General features: G+C 28.1%; 24 protein-coding genes and 1 pseudogene. 7 read left to right on the top strand and 18 right to left on the bottom strand.

Going from position 1 to position 22,305, the window contains the following annotated elements; all coding sequences use genetic code 11:
- Nucleotides 1-2: 2 nt before the first annotated feature.
- From AC5SLN_RS05550 to AC5SLN_RS05535, 4 genes are read left to right on the top strand one after another with little or no spacing between them, the layout of a single operon-like run.
- A complete protein-coding gene (locus tag AC5SLN_RS05550; protein WP_006997778.1) occupies nt 3-791 on the top strand; it encodes a cytochrome c oxidase subunit 3 in 789 nt (262 codons plus the stop codon).
- A gap of 10 nt (nt 792-801) precedes the next feature.
- Nucleotides 802-1,455: an SURF1 family protein gene (locus AC5SLN_RS05545; protein WP_494593145.1), complete on the top strand. Its 654-nt coding sequence runs from the start codon at nt 802-804 to the stop codon at nt 1,453-1,455.
- Complete coding sequence (gene thrC / locus AC5SLN_RS05540; RefSeq protein ID WP_494593144.1) at nt 1,456-2,835, top strand: threonine synthase; 1,380 nt, start codon at nt 1,456-1,458, stop codon at nt 2,833-2,835.
- Complete coding sequence (locus AC5SLN_RS05535; RefSeq protein ID WP_006997781.1) at nt 2,832-3,317, top strand: peroxiredoxin; 486 nt, start codon at nt 2,832-2,834, stop codon at nt 3,315-3,317. The genes thrC and AC5SLN_RS05535 overlap by 4 nt, the downstream gene beginning before the upstream one ends.
- Here the strand turns inward: AC5SLN_RS05535 and rnhA are convergent.
- The 15 genes and pseudogenes from rnhA to AC5SLN_RS05460 form a co-directional block, all read right to left on the bottom strand.
- Nucleotides 3,309-3,734: a ribonuclease HI gene (gene rnhA / locus AC5SLN_RS05530; protein ID WP_011281491.1), complete on the bottom strand. Its 426-nt coding sequence runs from the start codon at nt 3,732-3,734 to the stop codon at nt 3,309-3,311. The genes AC5SLN_RS05535 and rnhA overlap by 9 nt on opposite strands.
- Nucleotides 3,734-4,701 (bottom strand): annotated as a pseudogene (locus tag AC5SLN_RS05525) (homoserine kinase). Before AC5SLN_RS05525 ends, rnhA begins: the two are co-directional and overlap by 1 nt.
- Nucleotides 4,702-5,646, bottom strand: coding sequence for a 4-hydroxy-3-methylbut-2-enyl diphosphate reductase (gene ispH, locus AC5SLN_RS05520; RefSeq protein ID WP_494593142.1), 945 nt, complete (start codon nt 5,644-5,646; stop codon nt 4,702-4,704).
- The gene (locus tag AC5SLN_RS05515) at nt 5,636-6,574 is read right to left on the bottom strand and encodes a Brp/Blh family beta-carotene 15,15'-dioxygenase (protein WP_494593140.1); all 939 of its coding nucleotides are present in this window, start codon (nt 6,572-6,574) and stop codon (nt 5,636-5,638) included. Before AC5SLN_RS05515 ends, ispH begins: the two co-directional genes overlap by 11 nt.
- Nucleotides 6,564-7,640: a lycopene cyclase family protein gene (locus AC5SLN_RS05510; protein WP_494593139.1), complete on the bottom strand. Its 1,077-nt coding sequence runs from the start codon at nt 7,638-7,640 to the stop codon at nt 6,564-6,566. The genes AC5SLN_RS05515 and AC5SLN_RS05510 overlap by 11 nt, the downstream gene beginning before the upstream one ends.
- Nucleotides 7,627-8,478: a phytoene/squalene synthase family protein gene (locus tag AC5SLN_RS05505; RefSeq protein WP_494593137.1), complete on the bottom strand. Its 852-nt coding sequence runs from the start codon at nt 8,476-8,478 to the stop codon at nt 7,627-7,629. Before AC5SLN_RS05505 ends, AC5SLN_RS05510 begins: the two co-directional genes overlap by 14 nt.
- Nucleotides 8,478-9,935 carry a phytoene desaturase family protein gene (gene crtI / locus AC5SLN_RS05500; RefSeq protein WP_494593135.1) on the bottom strand — a complete coding sequence of 486 codons (1,458 nt, stop codon included), beginning with the start codon at nt 9,933-9,935 and terminating at the stop codon, nt 8,478-8,480. The genes AC5SLN_RS05505 and crtI overlap by 1 nt, the downstream gene beginning before the upstream one ends.
- A gap of 39 nt (nt 9,936-9,974) precedes the next feature.
- A complete protein-coding gene (locus tag AC5SLN_RS05495) occupies nt 9,975-10,481 on the bottom strand; it encodes a F0F1 ATP synthase subunit B family protein (protein ID WP_006997789.1) in 507 nt (168 codons plus the stop codon).
- Nucleotides 10,462-11,052, bottom strand: a complete 591-nt coding sequence (locus AC5SLN_RS05490) for a F0F1 ATP synthase subunit B family protein (protein WP_230454319.1) — start codon at nt 11,050-11,052, stop codon at nt 10,462-10,464. Before AC5SLN_RS05490 ends, AC5SLN_RS05495 begins: the two co-directional genes overlap by 20 nt.
- 5 nt (nt 11,053-11,057) lie before the next feature.
- Complete coding sequence (locus tag AC5SLN_RS05485; protein ID WP_006997791.1) at nt 11,058-11,285, bottom strand: F0F1 ATP synthase subunit C; 228 nt, start codon at nt 11,283-11,285, stop codon at nt 11,058-11,060.
- A gap of 19 nt (nt 11,286-11,304) precedes the next feature.
- Nucleotides 11,305-12,039 (bottom strand): F0F1 ATP synthase subunit A, encoded by a 735-nt coding sequence (locus AC5SLN_RS05480; RefSeq protein WP_494593133.1) that lies wholly within the window; start codon nt 12,037-12,039, stop codon nt 11,305-11,307.
- Nucleotides 12,040-12,051: 12 nt separating this feature from the next.
- A complete protein-coding gene (locus tag AC5SLN_RS05475; protein WP_006997793.1) occupies nt 12,052-12,327 on the bottom strand; it encodes an AtpZ/AtpI family protein in 276 nt (91 codons plus the stop codon).
- An 8-nt stretch (nt 12,328-12,335) separates the two neighbouring features.
- The gene (locus AC5SLN_RS05470) at nt 12,336-14,909 is read right to left on the bottom strand and encodes a chromosome segregation SMC family protein (protein ID WP_494593132.1); all 2,574 of its coding nucleotides are present in this window, start codon (nt 14,907-14,909) and stop codon (nt 12,336-12,338) included.
- 8 nt (nt 14,910-14,917) lie between these two features.
- Nucleotides 14,918-15,508 (bottom strand): thioredoxin domain-containing protein, encoded by a 591-nt coding sequence (locus tag AC5SLN_RS05465; RefSeq protein WP_006997795.1) that lies wholly within the window; start codon nt 15,506-15,508, stop codon nt 14,918-14,920.
- Nucleotides 15,505-15,993 (bottom strand): DciA family protein, encoded by a 489-nt coding sequence (locus tag AC5SLN_RS05460; protein ID WP_494593130.1) that lies wholly within the window; start codon nt 15,991-15,993, stop codon nt 15,505-15,507. Before AC5SLN_RS05460 ends, AC5SLN_RS05465 begins: the two co-directional genes overlap by 4 nt.
- On the opposite strand from AC5SLN_RS05460, the gene AC5SLN_RS05455 reads away from it, so the two are divergent.
- Both AC5SLN_RS05455 and AC5SLN_RS05450 read left to right on the top strand, forming a co-directional pair.
- Nucleotides 15,994-16,974 carry an A/G-specific adenine glycosylase gene (locus AC5SLN_RS05455; RefSeq protein ID WP_494593128.1) on the top strand — a complete coding sequence of 327 codons (981 nt, stop codon included), beginning with the start codon at nt 15,994-15,996 and terminating at the stop codon, nt 16,972-16,974. It begins immediately after the preceding gene.
- On the top strand, nt 16,974-18,125 hold the full coding sequence (locus AC5SLN_RS05450) for an FAD-dependent monooxygenase (RefSeq protein WP_006997798.1): 1,152 nt from the start codon (nt 16,974-16,976) through the stop codon (nt 18,123-18,125). Before AC5SLN_RS05455 ends, AC5SLN_RS05450 begins: the two co-directional genes overlap by 1 nt.
- On the opposite strand, the gene AC5SLN_RS05445 is transcribed toward AC5SLN_RS05450, so the two are convergent.
- The 3 genes from AC5SLN_RS05445 to AC5SLN_RS05435 all read right to left on the bottom strand — a co-directional run bounded on the left by AC5SLN_RS05445 (nt 18,122) and on the right by AC5SLN_RS05435 (nt 20,605).
- Nucleotides 18,122-19,192, bottom strand: coding sequence for a site-specific DNA-methyltransferase (locus AC5SLN_RS05445; RefSeq protein ID WP_494593126.1), 1,071 nt, complete (start codon nt 19,190-19,192; stop codon nt 18,122-18,124). The genes AC5SLN_RS05450 and AC5SLN_RS05445 overlap by 4 nt on opposite strands.
- Nucleotides 19,193-19,313: 121 nt before the next feature.
- Nucleotides 19,314-19,874, bottom strand: a complete 561-nt coding sequence (gene rnhB, locus AC5SLN_RS05440; RefSeq protein WP_494574848.1) for a ribonuclease HII — start codon at nt 19,872-19,874, stop codon at nt 19,314-19,316.
- Nucleotides 19,874-20,605, bottom strand: coding sequence for a uracil-DNA glycosylase (locus tag AC5SLN_RS05435; RefSeq protein WP_494574846.1), 732 nt, complete (start codon nt 20,603-20,605; stop codon nt 19,874-19,876). Before AC5SLN_RS05435 ends, rnhB begins: the two co-directional genes overlap by 1 nt.
- An 11-nt stretch (nt 20,606-20,616) precedes the next feature.
- Here AC5SLN_RS05435 and AC5SLN_RS05430 point away from each other — a divergent pair, with 11 nt between their 5' ends.
- Nucleotides 20,617-22,302 carry a tetratricopeptide repeat protein gene (locus AC5SLN_RS05430; protein ID WP_494593124.1) on the top strand — a complete coding sequence of 562 codons (1,686 nt, stop codon included), beginning with the start codon at nt 20,617-20,619 and terminating at the stop codon, nt 22,300-22,302.
- Nucleotides 22,303-22,305: the final 3 nt, after the last annotated feature.

The following is a 22,305-nucleotide window of genomic DNA, read 5'->3' as shown; positions in this document are numbered from 1 at the left end:
AAATGTCCGCAGAAAAAAAACATGACTATCATTTAGTAGACCCAAGTCCATGGCCTATCTACGTTTCATTTTCATGCTTAATTTTAGCAATAGGTTCAGTTTATTATCTACATAGCGAAGTTTCTTGGGGAATGTATTTGGGATTAGCACTACTATTATATGGAACATACATGTGGTTTAGAGATGTTGTTATCGAAGCAGAGCACCAAGGTCATCACACACCAGTAGTACAAATTCACCACAGATATGGAATGACATTGTTCATTGCTTCAGAAGTTATGTTCTTTGTTGCATGGTTTTGGGCTTATTTTGATGCAAGTTTATTTCCATCTTTAGCAATAGGAGGAATATGGCCACCTAAAGATATTGTAACTTTTGATCCATGGGATATCCCACTAATCAATACATTAATTTTATTATTGTCAGGAACGACAGTAACATGGTCACACCACGCATTGCTAGAAGGTGATAGAAAAAGCTTTATTCAAGGACTAGTTCTAACAGTGATACTTGGTTTTTCTTTTTCACTACTGCAAGTTTATGAATATCAGCATGCAACTTTTGATTTTGCAGGAAATATATATGGCTCAGTATTTTATATGGCAACAGGCTTTCATGGTTTTCACGTTATCATTGGTACTATATTTTTAGCGGTATGTTTAATGAGAGCAAGAAAAGGTCACTTTACTGAAGAGCATCACTTTGGATTTGAAGCAGCTGCTTGGTATTGGCACTTTGTAGATGTTGTGTGGCTATTTTTATTTGCTGCCATTTATATTTGGGGAAGTTAATTTTTAGCTCTTGAGATATAAATTTTTATTTTCTATTTTTGTATTTTTTTTCATTTCTGTCTTTCTAGCATTAGGGAGTTGGCAAATTATTAGACTTAATTGGAAATTAGAATTAATTAATCAAATAGAGACATCTCTGAAAGACATACCTGTCAATTTATCAAACAGTAAACATAAAAATTATCTTAGAATTAAAACTAGAGGATCAATTGATTTTGAAAAACAAATTTATCTTTATAACTTAAATGAAAAAGGGAAACCGGGCTTTGAAGTTATTAACCCATTAAAAGTTGGCAATAATAACTATTTATTAAATAGAGGCTGGATACCATTTAATAAAAAAGAAGATGAAACTATAAACGTAATAGATGAAAACTATATTAATGGAGTTTTGAGAAAACAAATCAAACCCAATATGTTTAAGCCTGAAAACGATCTATCTGAAAATTACTGGTTTACATTAGATAGAGATGATATTTTTAAATTCACAGGTAAAAATTTTTCTCCTTATGTAATTTATCTTTCTGGAAATAATGAATTTCCTAAACCAAAAACAATTACAGCAAATATTTCAAATAATCATAAAAAATATGCATTAACTTGGTTTTCGTTAGCGATTTCAATTCTTTTAATATATTTATATTTGAGAAAAAAAAATTATTAGATGAAATATATAAGCACTAGAGATAACTCAAAAGAGTACAGTTTTGAGGAGGTATTTATCAAAGGACTAGCAGATGATGGTGGTCTATTTATCCCAAAAAAAATAAAAAAATACACTACTGAAGAATTAAATTCTTTAAGTAATTTAAGCTATCAAGACTTAGCAAAAAAAATAATTTTCCCATTTATTGGTGATTTCATGACAGAAGCAGAGCTTTCATTAATTGTAGACAAGTCATATTCTTCATTTCGAAAAGATAACGTCGTAGATTTGATAAAAATTGGTGATGCTAAGATTTTAGAATTATTTCATGGTCCAACACTTGCTTTTAAGGATATAGCAATGCAGTTACTTGGTAATTTTTATGAATATTATCTAAGTAAAAATAGTAAACAAATTAATATTATAGTTGCAACATCAGGAGATACTGGTGCTGCTGCTATAGATGCAATTAAGGGTAAAGAGAATATAAATATATTTGTTCTACACCCACACAATAAAGTTTCACAGGTTCAGAGAAAAATAATGTCTACAGTTAAAGAAAAAAATGTATTTAATATTGCTATAAATGGTAATTTTGATGATTGTCAAAATTTAGTTAAGGCAATGTTTGCAGATAAAGAATTCTCTAATTCAATAAACATGTCTGGTGTAAATTCAATAAATTGGGCAAGAATTATTGCACAAGCTGTTTATTATTTTTATACATATTTTCAAATACGGGATGACAGGCTTGTTAATTTTTCAGTTCCAACTGGTAATTTTGGCGATGTTTATGCTGGTTATCTTTCTAAAAAAATGGGTCTACCAATAAATAAACTTATAGTAGCGACAAATCAAAATGATATTTTGCATAGAGCAATCACAAATGGAAAATATGAAGCTGAAACAGTGATTGAAACAAATTCGCCAAGTATGGATATTCAAATTGCAAGTAATTTTGAAAGATTAATTTATGATTTAAATGATTTTAATGATGTTGAAACTGGCAATGTTATGAAAAAAATTAAAGAAGAGGGAAAATATATTATGCCAAAAGATAAATTACAAAAAATTAGTAAAGATTTTCTTTCAGAAAATATGAGTGAAACTGAAGTTTTAAATATTATTAAAGATGTTCATAATAGATATAATGTTATATTAGACCCCCACAGTGCAATAGGCTTTGGTGCATTAAAAAAAATTAACCTAGAAGGTAACAATATTGTTTTAGCAACAGCACACCCCTGTAAGTTTCCAGACGCAATTGATAAATCAATTGGTATCAAGCCAAGTCTTCCAAATGAATTACAATATATAATGAATGAAAAAGAAAATTATGATATAATTTCAAATAATATAAATGAAACTCAAAAATATATTAAGGAAAAATTACAATGAAATTAAAAGAGAACGATAACATACCAAATTCAGAATTTTTTATTATGGAAGATGGTAATCCTACTAAAAAAAATACGCATGAATTTTATAAGGATAAAAAAATTGTTCTTTTTGGTTTACCAGGAGCATATACATCCGTTTGTTCAGCTAAACACTTGCCTGGATACGTAAATAACTATGAAAAATATAAAGAAAAAGGCATAGATCACATCGTCTGTATTTCTGTAAATGATCCGTTTGTAATGGACTCTTGGGGGAAAAGCCAAAATGTAGAAAATAAAATTATAATGATGGCAGATCCTTTCTTAGAATTTACAAAAGCAATAGGTGCAGATGTAGATAAAAGTGCCAGAGGATTGGGAATTAGATCTAATAGATACACAATGTTAATTGATAATCTTAAAGTTATTAAATTACAAGAAGAGGAAGACGCTGGTGCTTGTGAAATTTCAGCAGCACAAAATTTTCTATCATTAGTTTAATTCAGCAGCTTTTTTTGCGAGTAAATCTACTTCTTCATTTAGGGCATTACCTGCATGTGCTTTAACCCAAATCCATTTTATTTCAAATTGATTTGTTAGCTCGTATAGTTGTATCCAAAGTTCTTTATTCTTAACAGGTTCTTTCTTTGAAGTTTGCCAATTATTTTTTATCCATTTATGCACCCATTCAGTAATTCCTAATCTTACATATTGTGAGTCTGTATAGATTTCAATTTGATCATTTTGTTTAATTTGTTTTAAAGCCATAATAGGAGCCATCAATTCCATTTTATTATTAGTAGTGTCTTTTACGCTCCCACTAATTTCTTTGACTTCACCATTTTGGTTTATAATTGCAGCCCAACCGCCATTACCGGGGTTATTTAAACATGATCCATCTGTATAAATTTTAATCATTACTTATAATAATCTTTATAGTGACTAAGATTATTGTGAATAATTAATTTTTGTAGATATTCCATAGGGTCTTTTATTTTAATCAAAGCAGCTTTTGGAGTGTTAAAATAATCATATATCCTTGTTAAAAGATATCGTAATGCAGCACCTCTACACATTACATTTAGTGCATCTTTTTCTTTTTTAGATAAAGTTCTTATACTTTCATATCCATTAATTAAGTTTTTAATTTTACTACTATTCATTACAAACTTATTTTTTTTTTATCAAAGCATAAAGCATTAATGCAGATTGCAATTTCATATATCAAATAGTCATTAGATGAAAAATAAAAATCAATAAAACCTGAAAATTTATTTTTATTAAAAAAAATATTATCTATAAAAAGATCACCATGAATAATTCCTTGAGGTAGATTTTTGGGCCATTTATTTTTGATATCTTTTAGACACAGGTTGAGCGTGTTTTTAAGATTAGGTGTAATTTGATTAGATTTAAATTTTATAGTTTTCAACAAACCATTAAGTCTATGTATTGACATAGAATTTTGCCTATATAATTTTAATTTTGTAGTAACTTTATGAAATTTTGCAATATTTTTTCCCACATCAAAACAGTTTTTATTGTTAAGGATTGTTTTATCTTTGCCTTCTAAAAAAGTTACAATACAGGCTGATTTTGTTTTAATATTGGTTATATGTGTTCCTTTTTTAGTTCTTAAAGGTTTAGGACAGATAATTTTTTTATGATTTAACTTCTCCATTAAATTCATAAAAAAAGGTAGATCCTTTTTTTTAACCCGCTTTTCAAAAATTGTTAGAATAAATTTATTCTGTTTTGTTTTTAATAAATAATTTGTATTTTCAATTCCTTTTTTTATACCTTTGAATTTTTCTATTTTATTAATTTGATAATTGTTAATTAATGATGAAATATCTTTTTTAATTAACTTCGTGTATACAGCCATTTAATTCAATTTTCCTGGAACTTTAAATACGATGTTTTCTTTTATGATCTCAACTATTTCAATTTTTACTTTAAATTTACTTTTAATTTCGTTAATAAAGTTTTCAACTAAAATTTCTGGTGCAGAGGCTCCAGAGGAAATACCAATAACTTTGCAATTTTCTAATTTTTCAAATGGAATTTCACTATCGGAGTGTATCAATTCAGAATGAGGACACCCTGATTGTTCAGCTACCTCAACTAGGCGCACAGAATTTGAAGAATTTCTGCTTCCTAAAACAAAAAACATGTCACATTTTTTAGCTATATTTTTTACAGCAGATTGACGATTAGTAGTTGCGTAACAAATATCCTCTTTAAATGGTTCTTTAATTTTAGGAAACTTTTTTTTTAAAGCTTTAATTATATTTTTTGTGTCATCAACTGAGAGTGTTGTTTGGGTAACATAAGCAATTTTTTTATTATCATCTAGTTCATAAGTCTCAACATCATGTTCATCCTGAATTAAATCAATTGAGCCTTCAGGCAATTGCCCCATAGTTCCTATAACTTCGGGATGATTAATATGTCCTATAAGGACAATATGGTATCCAGCTTTATAAAGATTTTCTGCTTCTCTATGTACTTTGGATACAAGTGGACAAGTAGCATCTATATATTCCATTTTATAGCCATTTGCTTGTTGTGGTACTGACTTTGGAACACCATGAGCAGAAAATATTACAGGCCTACTTTTATCTTTAATCTCATCAAGTTCTTCTACAAATATTGCACCAATTGCCTTAAGACTATCCACAACATATTTGTTATGAACTATTTCATGACGCACATAAACTGGAGCTCCATATTTTGTAATACTTTTTTTGACAATTTCTATAGCTCGCTCAACACCAGCACAAAAACCACGTGGTGCTGATAATAATATTTTAATTTCTTTATATTTCATTTTTTTCTAGAAAGTATTCAAGCAATATATGTGGAAAGGTTAAGGACGCCAAACCAATAAATATAACTTTATATATTGCCTCGTTTACTAGATAGTGATTTGAAAGATAATATAAGCTTAACAAATAGAAAATAGCAGTCAAAATTGTCAAGGGCGCAGCTTTTTTGATAAAAATTAATAGCCCATTTTTAAAATTATATTTATCTAATTCAGTAATTAATGAGAGAGAGTGCCTAAAAGAATGCAAAAAGCAAAAATATAATGTGAAGGCTACCAAAGGTGCAAAGAAGTAATTTAAAATTAAAATTGAAGTGAAGTCAAAAAATATTAATAAGTTAACTAGTTTGAAACCTTTTAAAAAAAAATAAATATTTGTGAGTAAGGAGATTAAAAAAATAAAAGAAATTATATAATTATTTTCTATAAAATTTAAAAATAAATAAAAACTTTCATTTTGTATTAATAATAATTTAAAAATATTGATTGTCTCAACAAAATGAAACATTAAGGGTGCAATAATAATTAATATCCCTTTTAGAAAATAAAGAATTATATTTATGTTAGATTTTTTAGTTATTAGAAATTCTGTATCTTCTTTACCAAAATGATAGGCAGCAACAATTAAAAAAATGATCAGTGATAAAGTTGGCGCAAGCAGCCATATAGCAATTATAGTAACAGCAATTATTAAATAAATTAAGTAAAAATAATAAATATTATTAATATTATATAATTTTATCAGTCTTTTACCTTTTTGATTGTCCAATGCACCATGTGAGATTCCAATTGATAGGATTAGTAATAGACAAATAATTGGAGATATAGACAGATTTTTAAATTGATCAAAAATAAGAGCAAGTGAAGTAGAAAAAAACAAAAAAATAATAGAATGAAAGAAATTAATTTTTTTAATTTGATTATTTATCATTTTTAAAAAATATTTTGATAAAAAGCCATTTGGGCATTTTGAGTATTATATATAAATCTTGTAATAAACTACTTTTATTAGACAAAAATTTAATAATTGTCTCAGGTGAATTGCCAAACATATCAAAAAATATATTTGCCATTTTTTCAGGATGGTAATTAAGAACTTTTAAAAATATTTTGTCCAAAAATTTATATTTTTTATTAATTTCATATCTTTTACTCTCTTTGATAGTGTGAATATTTTTTCTTATGTATTTGCTGTGTTCTTGTATATTTAAAAAGGTATAACCAGTACTCAATCGAGTCATTCCCCCAGCGGTACCTATATTCATTTTATTTCTTTCATTAGCAACTGTGGGATGAAATAATGGGATTGCACCTACTTCGCTATAGTTAACCTTATAATCTCTGATATTAAGATGATTTCTTATATAATTTTTTAATTGTTCATCATAATCTTTTAAAGAATCATTTTTTATCTTAGATAACCAAGTAGTTTCAATTAAAGCTTTATTTTTTGTGTAAGGTAATGTGTAAAAAAAATGAACACTATCACGTTGATCACAATCAAAATCCATCAAATTGAAAATTTCATCATCAAATACGTTTTTTTTAGTTTCAATCTCAATACCTTTAAAATGTTGCCAGAGCTTATCCTCTTTAGAGTCCAGTAGGGGAACGCTATTAAAGATAAAAGCACTATTTAGGTCTATTTCATTAGTATTTTTGTAAAAGCTAATATTTTTATTTTTTTTTAATCGTGTATTTATTTTTTCATAAAATAAACCACTATCTATAGCTTCATAAGGTAATCCGTTGCACTCTAAAAATTTTGTTTTTCCAGGTATATTTATTGAAAAATTATTCCAACTTTTCTGAACACAATCTTGAAAGTTATGATCTATAGTCTTCCAATAAGACCAAGTCTTATCTCTTTTGTATTCTAATCGTGGCTCTATGATTGCTAAAGTTGCATCTTTTAGTTTGTTATGAAGGTCTAGCTCATACGCAAGTGACAATCCTGCACATCCACCTCCAATTATGATATAATCAAATTCTTTCATTTAAATCTACTTCTTCATTGATTAAAAGATGCTCTTTATTTCTAAGGTGGTATTTTTCATTTATAAATATAAGTTTTATCAAGTCTAATATAGATAGAAATGTTTGGTACAACTTACCCAAATTAGCTACATAGATTTTTCCACTCCTATTATAATTGTATATATTTTTTTTATGTAAAATCTTAGTGCCAATTTTTCTATAAATTCTTCTAGCAACAAGTATTGCAAACCTAAACCTAAAAGGAATTTCTTTTATAGAGGCAAAGGAGCTTTCGTAGAACAAATCAGCCATACTTAATGTATTCTTTATAGTCTCGAAGTCATGATTAATATAAAATCTATTATTATTCATATCCTCAATTACATCTCTTGAAATATTTGTTAATTGCATTGCAATACCAAGATCTATTGCTGATTTCATGGAGTTTTTATTTTGTACACCTAAAATTTTTGCCATCATTAAGCCTACAGTACCAGCAACCCTATAAGAGTATATTAACAATTCCTTTTTTTTGTTAAATTTAACTACCTCATTTAAATCAGACTCAATACCATCAAATAAATCTTCAACAATCTTGATTGAAATTTTATTTTCCTCCATAAGGATCCACATATTTTTTATTATCAAATTATCAAAATTTTTATTTATAAAATCATTCTTAAAAATTAGTAAATTTTTCTTTTTAATATTTAGTTCATTTTTATCATCAGCAATATTATCTATTGTTCGACAAAAATCATAAAGAGATGAGCATTTTTCATAAATATTTTTTGGTAAAAAAAAACCTGCCCAGTTAAAAGACTTGGCATAAATAGATAAATAATTGTTTTTTGACATTATAATATTTTATCTAAAACTTTTGCTGAAGAGAGCACACCTGGAACCCCTGCACCTGGGTGCGTTCCTGCTCCAACAAAGTATAATCCATCATAAATTTCTGATTTATTATGAAATCTAAAATATGCAGATTGAGTAAATTTTGGCTGAATCGAAAAACCTGATCCAAATTTGGTATTCAATTCATTTTCAAAATAATCTGGCGTTAAGTAGAAATCTTCAATAATGTTTTCTCTAAGATTCGGTAGCAATGCTTTTTCCATCTTATCTATTACTAAATTTTTCATTTTTTCACCTTCAATTTTCCAATCTATTTTGGATTGATTGTTTGGAACGGGCACTAGAACATAAAAACAATCATTTCCCTCCGGTGCCATTGATTTATCTGTAGCTGATGGTCTATGCAGGTAATAACTTATGTCATCGTTTAATTTTTTATTATCAAAAATATCGCTTAGATGTTCTTTATATTTTTCACCAAATTTTATTGTATGGTGCTCTACATCTGGGTATGTTTTTTTTGTTCCAAAGTAGTAAACAAATAGACCCATAGAATACTGCATTCGATTTTGCTTCCATTTAAATAAAGAACTTGTTCTGTTTAGACTTAGAAGCTTTTCATATACGGCAGGAGGATCAGCATTACATATCACATTATTCGAGAGCATTTCTTTCTGATTATCTAATTTTACTCCACTAATTTTGCCATTATCAGAAATTATCTCAGTAACCTCATGTCCTTTGATCACTTCAATTTCTTGTTCAATCATTAATTTTTCTAAGCCATTAATTATGTTACCAGTTCCACCCATTGAGTAATGGATGCCCCATTTTTTTTCCAGATATAGAATTAATCCATATATAGAAGTTGTTGTAAAAGGGTTTCCACCAACTAAAAGAGGATGCATACTTAGCATACGTCTTAATTTTTCATTTTTTATATATGAAGAAACTAATGAATAAACTGATTTATAGCTTTTAAGCTTTAGTAAAGAAGGTAATTGCTTCATCATCACAAGAGGTTTATCAAATGGCACATCAGCCAGTTCTGTGAAGCCTTTATCAAATATTTTTTTTGTAAATTTTACAAGTTGTTCATAGCCTTTAACATCTTCTTTATTTATTTTTTCAATTTGTTTTTTCATTTGATCTTCATTTCCAGAATAATCAAATACACCTCCATCCTCATAAATAAATCTATACCAAGTTTTTAAGGGAGTGAGTTTTATATAATCCTGAGACTTCTTATTAAATAAAGTAAAAAGCTCTTCAATTAGATAGGGTGCGGTAATAACTGTTGGACCAGCGTCAAAAGTAAAACCATTTTTTTTAAACACTCTAGCTCTTCCACCCAAGTCAGGATGTTTTTCAATTAAAGTTACTTTATGATTTTTAGCTCTTAATCTTAATGCTGCAGCTATACCACCAAATCCAGAACCAATGACAATAGATTTCATTGGGTTAATTTATAGTTTTTTTAAAAAATTGTAAGGTAATTATGAGCTTATTTTTTTTAAAGCTATTTTTGTTTCTTCAAGGTTTTTTTCAAAAAGACCATCAAGTTTTGATTTATCAACAGATGTGTTAATAATTTTTTTAACAGAATCAACAGCAATTTTAATTGAAACATCTTTTATTTCTTTAAGTGCAGCTTCTTTCATTTGAGAAATTTTATTTTCTGCTAAACTTTTTTTAATTTCTGAAGATTTATGAAATTTATCATTCATTTCGATTATAAGATGATCGCTATCTTTTTTGGCTTGTTGTAAAATATCATTGCTCACTGTTTGTGCGGTATCAAGTTTATTTTGAGCATTATCTAATAAAACCTTTGCCTCTTGCCTTAGTTTTTCACTTTCATCTATTTCATTTTTAATATCAAGGATAAGCTTATTTAAAAGTTCATTAATCTTTTGAGGTATTTTTAAATAAACTAAAGCTCCAATAAATATTAAAAAGGATATAGCTACCCAAAAAGTTGCATCAATTACCATAATATTCATCCATTTTTTTTCTTGAAAGATCTTCTACTATTGCAGAAATACTACTACTGTTAACTTCAGCTCCTATTAGTTCCTGCAGTAAGTCCGAAGAGGTCTCTACAGCAATTTTTTTGATTTTTTCTGGTGCATTATCTCTAAAAGTTTTTATCTCAATCTCAGCTTTATTAACTTCTTCATCAAGCTCTTTTTCTAGTATTTCCTTCTTTACACCAATATCTTTCAGTACTTTTTCTCTAGCTTGTTTAAAGTAGTTTTTTGCTTCATTTTTGCTCGATTGTACTATCTTTTCGTATTCTTCAATTTTTTGTTCACTTTCTTCTCTTTGCTTTTCCGCAGCCTCAATATTTTCTAAAATTTGAGATTTTCTAGTTTCTAGATTGGCACTTATTTTTGGAAGTATAAGTTTAGATAAAACAACATATAAAATTCCAAAAGTAATAATTAACCAAAAAATTTGAGAAACCCAAAACTCTGGATTTAATTGAGGCATTCCACCGCTTTCAGCTGCAAAAGCTTCCATAAAAAACAGGAAGCTTAAAAATATCGACTGAAAAAATATTTTTTTAATCATTAAATTTAAAATGCAAATAAAATAATTAACGCTACAACTAATCCAAATAGGCCAGTTGCTTCAGCTAAAGCAAACCCTAATAAAAGATTAGGAAATTGTTTTTGAGCTGCAGATGGGTTCCTCATCGCGCCAGAAAGGTAATTACCAAAGATAATTCCGATCCCAACACCGGCACCTGCTAGAGCTATTGCTGCTAGTCCTGCTCCGATCATTTTTGCTGCTTCTAATTCCATTATATCCTCCTTATGTTAGTTAATGGTGTAAATTTAATGCATCATTCAAGTAGATGCAGGTTAAGATTGCGAAAACATATGCTTGAAGAAAAGCAACTAGTATTTCCAAGCCAGTTAATGCAACCGAAAAACTCAGTGGAAGCCATCCACCAACTATTCCAAGGCTTATTACAAAGCCTCCGAAAACTTTCATCATTGTATGACCAGCCATCATGTTTGCAAATAAACGAACTGAAAGACTAACCGGTCTACTTAAGTAAGAAATTATTTCTATAACAACTATTAGTGGTAATAGTACTGCAGGTACTCCACTAGGTACAAATAGTTTTAAATATCCTAATCCATGTTTCATAAATCCAATAATTGTTACACCCACAAAAATAAATAAAGCCAAGATAAAAGTAACAATGATATGGCTAGTTACTGTAAAGGCATAAGGGATCATCCCAAACATATTACAAAATAGCACAAACATAAATATTGAGAAGATAAACGCAAAGTAGGGTTTTGCTTTTGATCCTGCGGTATCACTTATCATTTTGGAAACAAAAGTATAACTTAATTCAGAAAGAAGTTGCATCTTGCTTGGTAGTAAAGAATTTTTTTTTGACCCTAAATTAAAAATTAATAAGATTGCAAGAGAACTAATCACCATAAACAAGCTTGCATTTGTGAAAGAAATATCTATTGCGCCTAATTTAATTTCTGGTCCAATTCTATAAACTTCGAATTGGTTCATCGGGTTTGTAGCCATAATTTTTTAAATCTATTTTTGCATATTTTTTGCAGATCTGAATACGTTTATAATTCCAGCAACAACACCTACAAAAAAAAATATTAATATTAACCAGGGCTTAGTACCAAAGGTCTTGTCTAAAATAAACCCTATAATTGTCCCAACTGCCACCGCGGACACTAATTCTGTACTTAATTTAAAGGCAGTCCCAATAGAAGAGGGCGCCTCTTCATTTTTATACAGATTTTTCTTAGAAAGCTTATTTTTTGCAATCTCCAAGCGAGTTTTAAGGCTATCTTTTGGCATTCAAATTGTTAAGCAACCATGCTCTCTGCTTTTTGTAAATCAACAGCAACAAGTTGGCTAATACCTTTTTCAGGCATTGTAACTCCATAAAGTCTATTCATTTTTGACATAGTTAGAGCATGGTGAGTTACGATAATAAATTTAGTGTCAGTTATTTTAGTTAAATCATCAAGAAGTCCACAAAATCTTGTTACGTTAGCATCATCTAGTGGAGCATCAACCTCATCTAAAACGCAGATTGGAGATGGGTTAGTAAGGAACACTGCAAAAATAAGAGACAAGGCTGTTAAAGCTTGTTCACCACCAGATAATAAAGTTATAGACTGAAGTCTTTTACCAGGAGGACTTACCAGCATTTCTAAACCAGCTTCAAGAGGGTCATCAGAGTCTACTAACTCTAGTTTTGCATTTCCACCGTTAAATAGTTTTGTATAAACTTCATTAAATTTTCTATTAACTTTTTCAAAAGCTTCTAACAGTCTTTCTCTTCCTTTTTGATTTAATTCATTAATACTTTCTTTTAATTTTATAATAGCAGATACAAGATCTTCTCTATCTTGTTCCATTTTTTTAATTTCTATTTCATATTTACTAGTTTCTTCATCAGCTCTAAGGTTAACCGATCCCAATTTTTCTCTTTCATTTTTTTTTTTATCTAAAGCATCTTCTTGCGCAACAGAGTCAGGTAGCTCTTCAACACCATTTAAATTAGAATTTTCTAGAATATCATTTTCTTCAAGATTAAGTTCAGAACTAACTCTTTCTAACAGATCTTCTTTACGTTTTTTTAAACCTTCGACAGTTGCTCCTGAGCTTGCTTTTCTTTCTCTGATTTGAATAGATCTTTCTTGAACGTCATTTAACTCAAGTCTTAAAGAGTTTATCTTTTTATCTGTTTCTTCAATTATTTTTTCATTTTCAATTTTTTCATTTTGTGAAATTCTTAGACCCTCAGTAATTTGCCCTTTTCTTTCTGCTTGGGCTTTAGGTTGTTGATCACGCTCATTTAACTGTGATAGTAATTTATTTTTTCTTTCAGTTAATTCTGTTACCATTTTTTCAGAATTAGAGAGTAAGTTTTTCCAACTTTCAACTTCTGATTCTATGGCTTTAATTCTTTCATTTCTTTTTACAGACTCTTTTTTTATTGATTGATTTTTACTAAAACTATCAGCATATTTTTCTTGCAATAATTTTATATTTTCATTTTTTTCATTAATATTAGAAAGCTTTTTCTTACTCTCTTCATCTTCAAGGTTATCTAAAAAACCATCTATTTCAATTTGACATCTATCAAGTAAAGTAAGCGCTTGATTAATTTCATTGTTATTAATCAATTCTTTAGCTCTGGTGATTGTATTTTTAACATTTTTAATTGGCCCAATAGCAATATTTATATTTCCATCAGCAAAAATATTAATAATTTCATCAACAGATTTTTGTTCATCTTTTAATAGGTTTTTTGCCTTCTCAAGATCTTCGTTTGATAATTTTTCTGTTTCAAAATATTTAGAATCTATTTCTATTAATTCATTTTTCTCTTCTTTTAAGCGTCTTTCATTTGAGTTAGCATCAATTACAATCCCCTTTTCTCTGTCTATATCTTCCTCGATAGTTTTTAGGGATTTTTTAATATTTTCAATTTCATCTTGAGTTCTAACATTTTCTTCATCTAAATTTTGTAGCTCTAAATTTAATCTTTGAATTTTGGATAGATTTTCTATATTTTTTTCTCTTAAGGGAGAAACTTTATCTGTTTCAGTTTTAATTAAATTTTCAAATTGAGCAATCTGTTGATTGAAGTTACTTACCTCTCCTTCAGCTTCATTGTTAATTTCATTTTCTATTCTAATCTCATTATCAATGTCTAATAATTTTAAATAATATAGCCCTGCTTCAATTTTTTTTATTTCTTCAGATATAAGTTTATATTTCGTTGCCTCTTCAGCTTGTTTCTGAAGGTTTGCTAATTGTTTTTCTTGTTGTCTTCTTAATTCATCAGCTCTTTTTAAGTTTGTCTCTGCAGCATTTAATCTAAGTTCAGCCTCATGCCTTCTCACATGTAACCCTGAAATATTAGCTGCTTCCTCCAAGATTGCACGCCTGTCAGTAGGCTTAGCAGTTACTAAAGCTCCAATTCGTCCCTGACTAATCATTGATGGTGAATGAGCACCCGTAGATAAATCTGCAAAAAACATTTGAGCGTCTCTAGCTCTAACTTCTTTGTCATTTATATAAAATTTTGAACCCTTATCTTTTTCAATCTTTCTTCTAACTTCAATATGATCTAAATCTTTATATTGCATTGGACCATCATGACTTGCATTATCTACACTAATAGAAACCTCTGCTATATTTTTAGAAGATTTATTAGATGTACCATTAAAGATAACATCTTCCATACCTGAACCACGCATACTCTTAGCTGAGGTTTCACCCATAACCCATCTTAAGGATTCCACAATATTAGATTTCCCACAACCGTTTGGACCAACGATGCCGGTTAAGCCGTGCTCTATAAGAAAATTTGTTTTTTCAGCAAATGATTTAAATCCGTTTAATTGGATTTTTTTAAACTCCATGGACTAACTTATATCAGTTTTTCCAGATATTTTTTTAAATTCTTATAATTTAGGGCTTTATCAAACTTTTTATCATTAATTATTATCGTAGGAGTAGCATTAACTTCAAATTTTTTTACCCCATCGATTCGATCATTTAAAACGTAATCTTCTATAGCTTTATCACTTAAGCATTTTTCAAAATCTAAGTTTACACTTTCACTTTCTAAGAATTTTTTTAAATAACCCGTTGCTTCTTCTGGAGTTTTTCCTCTAGCCCATTTTTTTTGCCCAGAGTATAAAATATTCAAAATATTTGAATTACCATCGTTATTACACTGAGCAATTTTTGATGCATTAAAAGCTGCTAAATCTAATGGAAAATGTCTAAATTCTATTTTTACTAATCCTTTATCAATGAAGTCTTTTTTAAGTTCAGGATATACATCTTTATGAAAATTTGCACAGTGACCACAAGTCAATGACTCGTATGCAATTATTGTTATTTTAGCACTTTCTTCTCCTTCAGAAATTCTTTTGACCATTTCATTATCTGCAGCAAGCGCTTTAGCGGAGAAGATTAAAAATATTATAAATAATGTTGAGGTGAATTTTTTCATCGTTGTTTAAATAGTTTTGTTAATTCAAGTAATGATTTTTTAATTTTATCATTCTTAATACTATTTATCCTATCTGCATATTTAATATTTGTCACATGATTTTCATTAGCGTCTAATTTTTTGAACTTTGTTTGGGCGTCATCAAAGCTTATGAATTTCAATTTCTCAACAACGGCATAGCCAAAAAAACTATTCATTTTATCCATTATTACTTTTTTAGAATACTCTAAATCAATCTCATGCCCTCTCTTTACCATTATTTGAAGAGTGCTTACTCCAAATTTATTCGAATTTTTAAAGGATTTGGGATAGCATATTTGAAAAAGATCATCCCCAACTATGTACTTCCAGTTATTAAGTGTTTCAGAAAATATATGACCCTTTTTTTTGATTATTTTTTTAATGTTTTTTGGCAAAGTGTCTTTAAAAGACCTTAAGCCTTGAATAGTTTTAAACCTCTGCTTAGTATTATTTTTAAATTGCATATGACCAAATCCATACTAACAAATAAAATTCTTTATTGGTACGATAATAATAAAAGATCACTCCCATGGAGAAAAGAGTTATCACAAGTTAAGCGAGAATATTACACGTTAGTAAGTGAATTTATGTTACAGCAAACGCAGGTTGCAACTGTAATTCCATACTTTAATAATTTTATAAAAGATATTCCAGATATTAAATCTCTATCAAAAATTAAGGAACATAAGCTTTTAAAATATTGGGAGGGCCTTGGTTATTATTCAAGAGTAAAAAACTTAAAAAAGACTGCACAAATATTAGAAAAAAATTTTAACAGAAGGTTACCAAACACGATTGATGAATTAAAATTATTACCTGGAATAGGTGACTACACTTCTAATGCAATAATGGCAATTGCCTTTAACAAGCCATTTATTCCCTTAGATGGAAATATTGAAAGAGTAATTAAAAGATTATTAAATTTAAAATTACCCAAAGAAATTACAAAAGATAATCTTGTTAAGAATAAAAAAATATTAGGTAATTCAACTAGAGCAAGCGATTATGCTCAAGCGCTAATGGAGCTAGGTGCATTGATTTGTCGACCTAAAAATCCCTTATGTCACCAATGTCCTTTAATTAAAAATTGTAAGTCTTTTAAAAAAAAAGATTTTGAAATAATAAAAGAAAGAAAAAAGAAGATTGATAAATTTTATTTATTAGAAGTTTATAAAAAGAATAATAAATTTTTGTTAATCAAAAATACTAAATTTAATTTTTTAAAGAATTTGCAAATATTTCCCATGAAGCAAATATCCAAACCTGATAATTTAGCAAAAGCTTTAAACTTCAAGATATCCAATATGAATATGAATGTAATAATCAAGTTTTCCAAGTTAAAAGGTGAAATTTCTAACTCTTCTTGGATTGATAGCTCTAAGCTTGAAGATTATACTTTGCCCACATTTACTAAAAAAATTTTTAATTATTTAAAAAAGATTTAATGAAAAATATAGCAATAATAGGAGCTGGTATTTCAGGCCTGTATATTGCAAATCTTTTAAGTCAAAACTCTAATTACCAAGTGACAATTTATGAGAAAAATGCTTCTGTTAATTTGGAAAAAGGATATGGAATTCAACTTTCAGTTAATAGCATCAAACTGTTAAATCAAATAAATTTTCAAAAAATCAGGATAGAAGATAAATTTCACCCCAATAAACTAGATTTTTATTCTTTAAAAAATAATAAAAAAATATGTGATTTAGATATATCCATGTTTAACAGCACTGATACAAAATATACTACCTTACAACGCTCTACTTTAATTAATTTCTTAAAAGATGGGCTTCATGAAAATATTATTCATTATAATAAAAAAGTTATAAAAATTAATGAAGAAGCAGAAAGTAAAGAAGTTTCTTTTGAGGATGGTTTATCTGTTAAATGTGATTACTTAATTATCTCCGATGGAACTTTTTCAAAGACAAAATCATTAATTGCCAATAAAGAAACTAAGCCAAAGTATTTTAACTCTATTGCCTTAAGAGCAACAATTGACCAGGATGCCCTTAAGGGCATTAACCCAGAGAATATATCTTTGTTTTTAGGGTCTAATTTACACTCAGTTCTTTATCCAGTTAATAGCAAAGGACAGTTTAACTTTATTACCATTTTTAGAAAAAAGCTTAGCACTAAAGAGTTATCTGATTATTCTTTATTTGAGAACAAAGATTTTGCTGCATCTATTATATCTGAAATATCAAAGCAAGTACCCCCCGAAACAATGAACAATCTAAAAAGTATTAAATGTTTTCCAATATTTGTGAGTTCTGATGTCAATGAACCAAAAAATAAAGATACTTTTATCATTGGAGATGCCTTTTTTGCTTTACCCCCAACCTTTGCTCAAGGCGCCTCTCAATCAATAGAGGTTGCCAATGAACTTTATAAAAATTTAGAAAATGAAAACACTCAATTTAACTCTGAAAGAGTTAAAAGAGTAAGGATGATTGATATGAAATCAAAACTTAATTATTTTGCTTTTCATTTATCTAATCCATTAATAATTTGGATTAGAAACTTAGTAATAAAAAAATTAGTTAAAAATGAAAAATTTATTAACAGTTATCTTGGTAAAATTTATAAAGACTAATTTTTAGAAATTAATCTTTGTCTTAAATTATCAATTGGCACAGAAACGCCATTCACTGTACAATGCCAGAAAGTCCATCCATTACAGCTTTCAGAACCAAGTATTGTTGCTGCAACTTTATGAATTGATCCTTCAGCTTGATTATGCTTGATACTTCCATCTGCCATAATCTTAGCAACTATTTTTTTCTTTTGATCAAAAATACTTGTTCCAGGCTTTATTATTCCAAGCTCTACTAGTGATCCAAAAGGTATTCTAGGCTTAGATCGATTATTTTTTAAAGTGTCTAAGAAATTATCCTCTAAAGGTTTTGTATTTTTTAACCTTTCTTCTGCTGCTTTAAAATAAGTCTTCTCTTTCTCTATACCATAATATTTTCTACCTAATTTTTTTGCAACCGTTGCAGTTGTTCCAGATCCTAAGAATGGGTCTAGAATTAAATCGTCCTTGTTTGATGATGCCAATAAAACTCTATGTAATAAAGATTCTGGTTTTTGAGTAGAGTGAACTTTTTTACCATTTTTTTTAAGTCTTTCTGCACCATTACAAATAGGTAAATTCCAATTAGATCTCATTTGAAGATCGTCATTTAAACATTTCAAAGATTGATAGTTAAAAGTATATTTTGACTTCTCACTTTTAGAAGCCCAAATTAAAGTTTCATGAGCATTTGTAAACCTTGTTCCTCTGAAATTAGGCATTGGGTTATTCTTATTCCAGATAACATCATTTAAAATCCAAAAACCCAAATTTTGTATTGCAGTGCCTACTCTAAAAATATTATGATAGCTTCCGATAACCCAGATGGCTCCATCTTTTTTTAATATTCTTTTACATTCAGAAAGCCAAGCAACTGTAAAGTCATCATATTTTTTAAAGCTTTCAAACTGATCCCATTTATCATTGACAGCACTGACTTTGCTTCTGTCTGGTCTTGTAAGGGAATTTTTTAATTGTAAATTGTATGGTGGATCAGCGAAAACAAGATCAAAGGTTTCGCTTGGAATTTTTTTTAATTCCTCGAGACTGTCACCATTAATAATCTTATTTTTAAAATTGTTTTCCATTTTGTATAAAACAATTAGACTCCAAACAGATTCCACGGTCAACCTGTGATTGAATTAAATGGATTCAATTTGTGTTTATTATTTCTTAAACAACCAGATCTTGTGTTGCTATTATTAGGATTTATAGAAGATCACTAACAGGAGAAAATGTTTTACGGTGATATTTGGTAATACCAAATTGTTTAATTGCCTTTAAATGTTCTTTGGTTCCATAACCAGAGTTTGTATCCCATCCATAATTATTAAATTCTTTTGAAAGTTTTGTAATAAATTTATCTCTACTGACTTTTGCAATAATTGATGCAGCAGAAATGCTTGGAATTTTTTGATCTCCTTTAATTACATATTCTAATTTATAGTTTTTTAAATCAGGTAGTTTGTTACCATCAATTAAAACAAGTGAAGGTTTTATCTTCAATTTAAGAATGGCTCTTTTCATTGCAAGTAAACTTGCATGCAATATATTAATTTTTTCAATTTCTTTAGTCGACGCCTGGCCTATAGCCCATATAGAATTTTTTTTAATATATTTTTCAAGCTCTTCTCTTTTGTCTTTTGTTAGAGTTTTTGAATCTTTTAATAATTTTTTATCAATAGAATTATTTAATATGACAGCTGCTGCATAAACGGGTCCGATTAAGCTTCCTCTACCAACTTCATCAACACCTGCTAAGATTTTCATTAAACGGATAGGTTTAGTTCTAAGATTTTTTGTTTAATCTTTTTTAAGTCATCCCATGAATGTTTTTTATTTTCAGGAGCTCTTAAAAGATAAGAGGGGTTAAAAGTTATGATAACGTTGTAACTTGTATTCTTTACAATTACTTCTTTCCATTTTCCTCTTTCAATAGAAATTTTACTATTTAAACCAGTTAAAGATTCCATAGCAGTACTACCCATAAGAATTATTATTTTAGGATTTATTATTGAAATATGTTTTTGTAAAAATTGAGAATATCTTTTAATTTCTGTAGAGTTTGGCTTTCGATCTTCAGGGGGCCTAAAGTTTACAGCATATGTTGTATAAATATTTTGTTTTTCAATATTTATTGCAATTAGCATTTTTTTTAAAAGATCTCCTACCTCACCCATAAAAGTTAATCCGGCATTATCTTCTTCAACGCCTGGAGCTTCACCAATTAACATTATAGGGCTATTAATATTTCCATCTCCTAAAATTATTTTTTTTGAATTATTCTTTAAGTTACAATCACTAATTGAGTTTATTTGTTCTTTAAGATTCTCAAGCTCTTTAACTTTATCTATTTTTTGAATACTCAGATCTTTTTTTAAGTCATTACTAGTATTTTTTAGTCTATTGATTGGTTTTTCATCAAAAATAAAGTCAGATCCAGTAGAGTTTAAGAACTCAGAGTCAAAATTCGTTTTTTGATTTATTACTTTTTTAGACATAGAATGGCCAAATGTTGGTAAAGTTTTTTAAATTCTTTTTAATATTAATACTTTATCAGAGTCCATTATACTCAAAAAATACCAGTTTAAATGATTTTAATGCAAGGTATTTGTCTAATTATTTTTCAGGAATTGTAGCTTATGAAAATCTAGATAATACAGAAGCTTTAAAATTTTTTAATTCATCAAAAATATTAATAAAACAGCATGATGCCTATCTTGAGAGGTATGTATTTTCCTTAGTACTTGATGGCAAAGTTGAGAAAGCAATTAATCAAGTTAAACAGAACTCAACAAAAAACAACTCTGACTTTTTTCAGGCTAATTTGTTGCTGGCGGTTGATAGTTTAAAGAAAAAAAACTTTAAAAAAAGTAAAGTTTATATTGATAGATCATATGAATTTATTAACAATGATAGACTTTCATTAATCATTGCAGAAACCTTCAAGCAATATTTATCAGTTTTTGAAGAAAAAAAATTAGTGAAACAAACAAATACGTTTGGAAATTTTTCATTTATTAACGAAGTTTTTCAAAGATGTTATTTAAATGATAAAGATACAGAGAGATATTTTAATACATTAATTAATTCACAAAACGATGCTGATTATTCAAGGTATGTATTTTTTTTGATCAGTTATTTAATCAAGAAAGATAATTACGATAAGGCAAAAAAAGTTACTAATAATTTTGATTATTTAAATTCATCAGTATTAATTTCTCAAGGTAAAAAATGGATAGAAGATAAAAACTTAGATAATTTCCAAGAAATTTTTTCATGTACAAATTCGAATGACATTGTTAGTGAACTATTTTTTCTAATAGCAAATCTCTATTCCTCTCAGAATGATTATGAGAAATCAAATTTTTATTTAAATATAGCAAACTATTTAAATCCTAAATTTATTTTCAATTTGTCTTTATTAGCTGAAAATTATTATTTGAGTGATGATTATTCCAATACATTAAAAACTCTTGAAGCATTTGATAAAAAGCATGAATTTTATTATTGGTTTAAGTTAAAAAAAGAGTCTCAAATTATTTTAAAAAAAAATAATAAAGAAGCATCTCTAAAATTTATCAATGAAAAATTTAAAGAAATTAAAAACCCAAATAAAAAAATTATATTTGATATTGCAAATATGCATAAAAATGCAAAAAAATATATTGAAGCAATAAATTTTTATGATCAAATACTTTTAAAAATGAACGCTAATTCTGACTTATACGCTGAAATATTATATAGGCGTGGAGGAAGTTACGAGAGATCTGGAGATTATGTAAAAGCAGATAAAGATTTATTAAAGTCTCTAGAAGCCAACCCAGATGATGCTTATGTATTAAATTATTTAGCTTACTCATGGTTGGAAAGAGAGCATAAAATTGATACTGCTCTTAAAATGCTTGAAAAAGCTTATGAAGCCAGAAGTAACGATCCATACATTATTGATTCAATCGGTTGGGCATATTACTTAGTTGACGAATATGAAAAAGCAGAAAATTTTCTTAAAAGAGCAGTTGAATTAATGCCTCAGGATCCAGTAGTTAATGATCATTACGGTGATATTCTTTGGCAGCTTGATAGAAAAATTCAAGCAAGATATTTTTGGCAAGCTGTTTTAAATTTAGATGAGACTGAAGATGCCACGAAAAAAACTATTAAAAATAAATTATTAGAGGGATTAAAAAATTCCTAAATT

The organism is Candidatus Pelagibacter sp. PS_31 (genome assembly GCF_059417865.1).
This window is presented reverse-complemented; position numbering and strand designations above follow the sequence as displayed.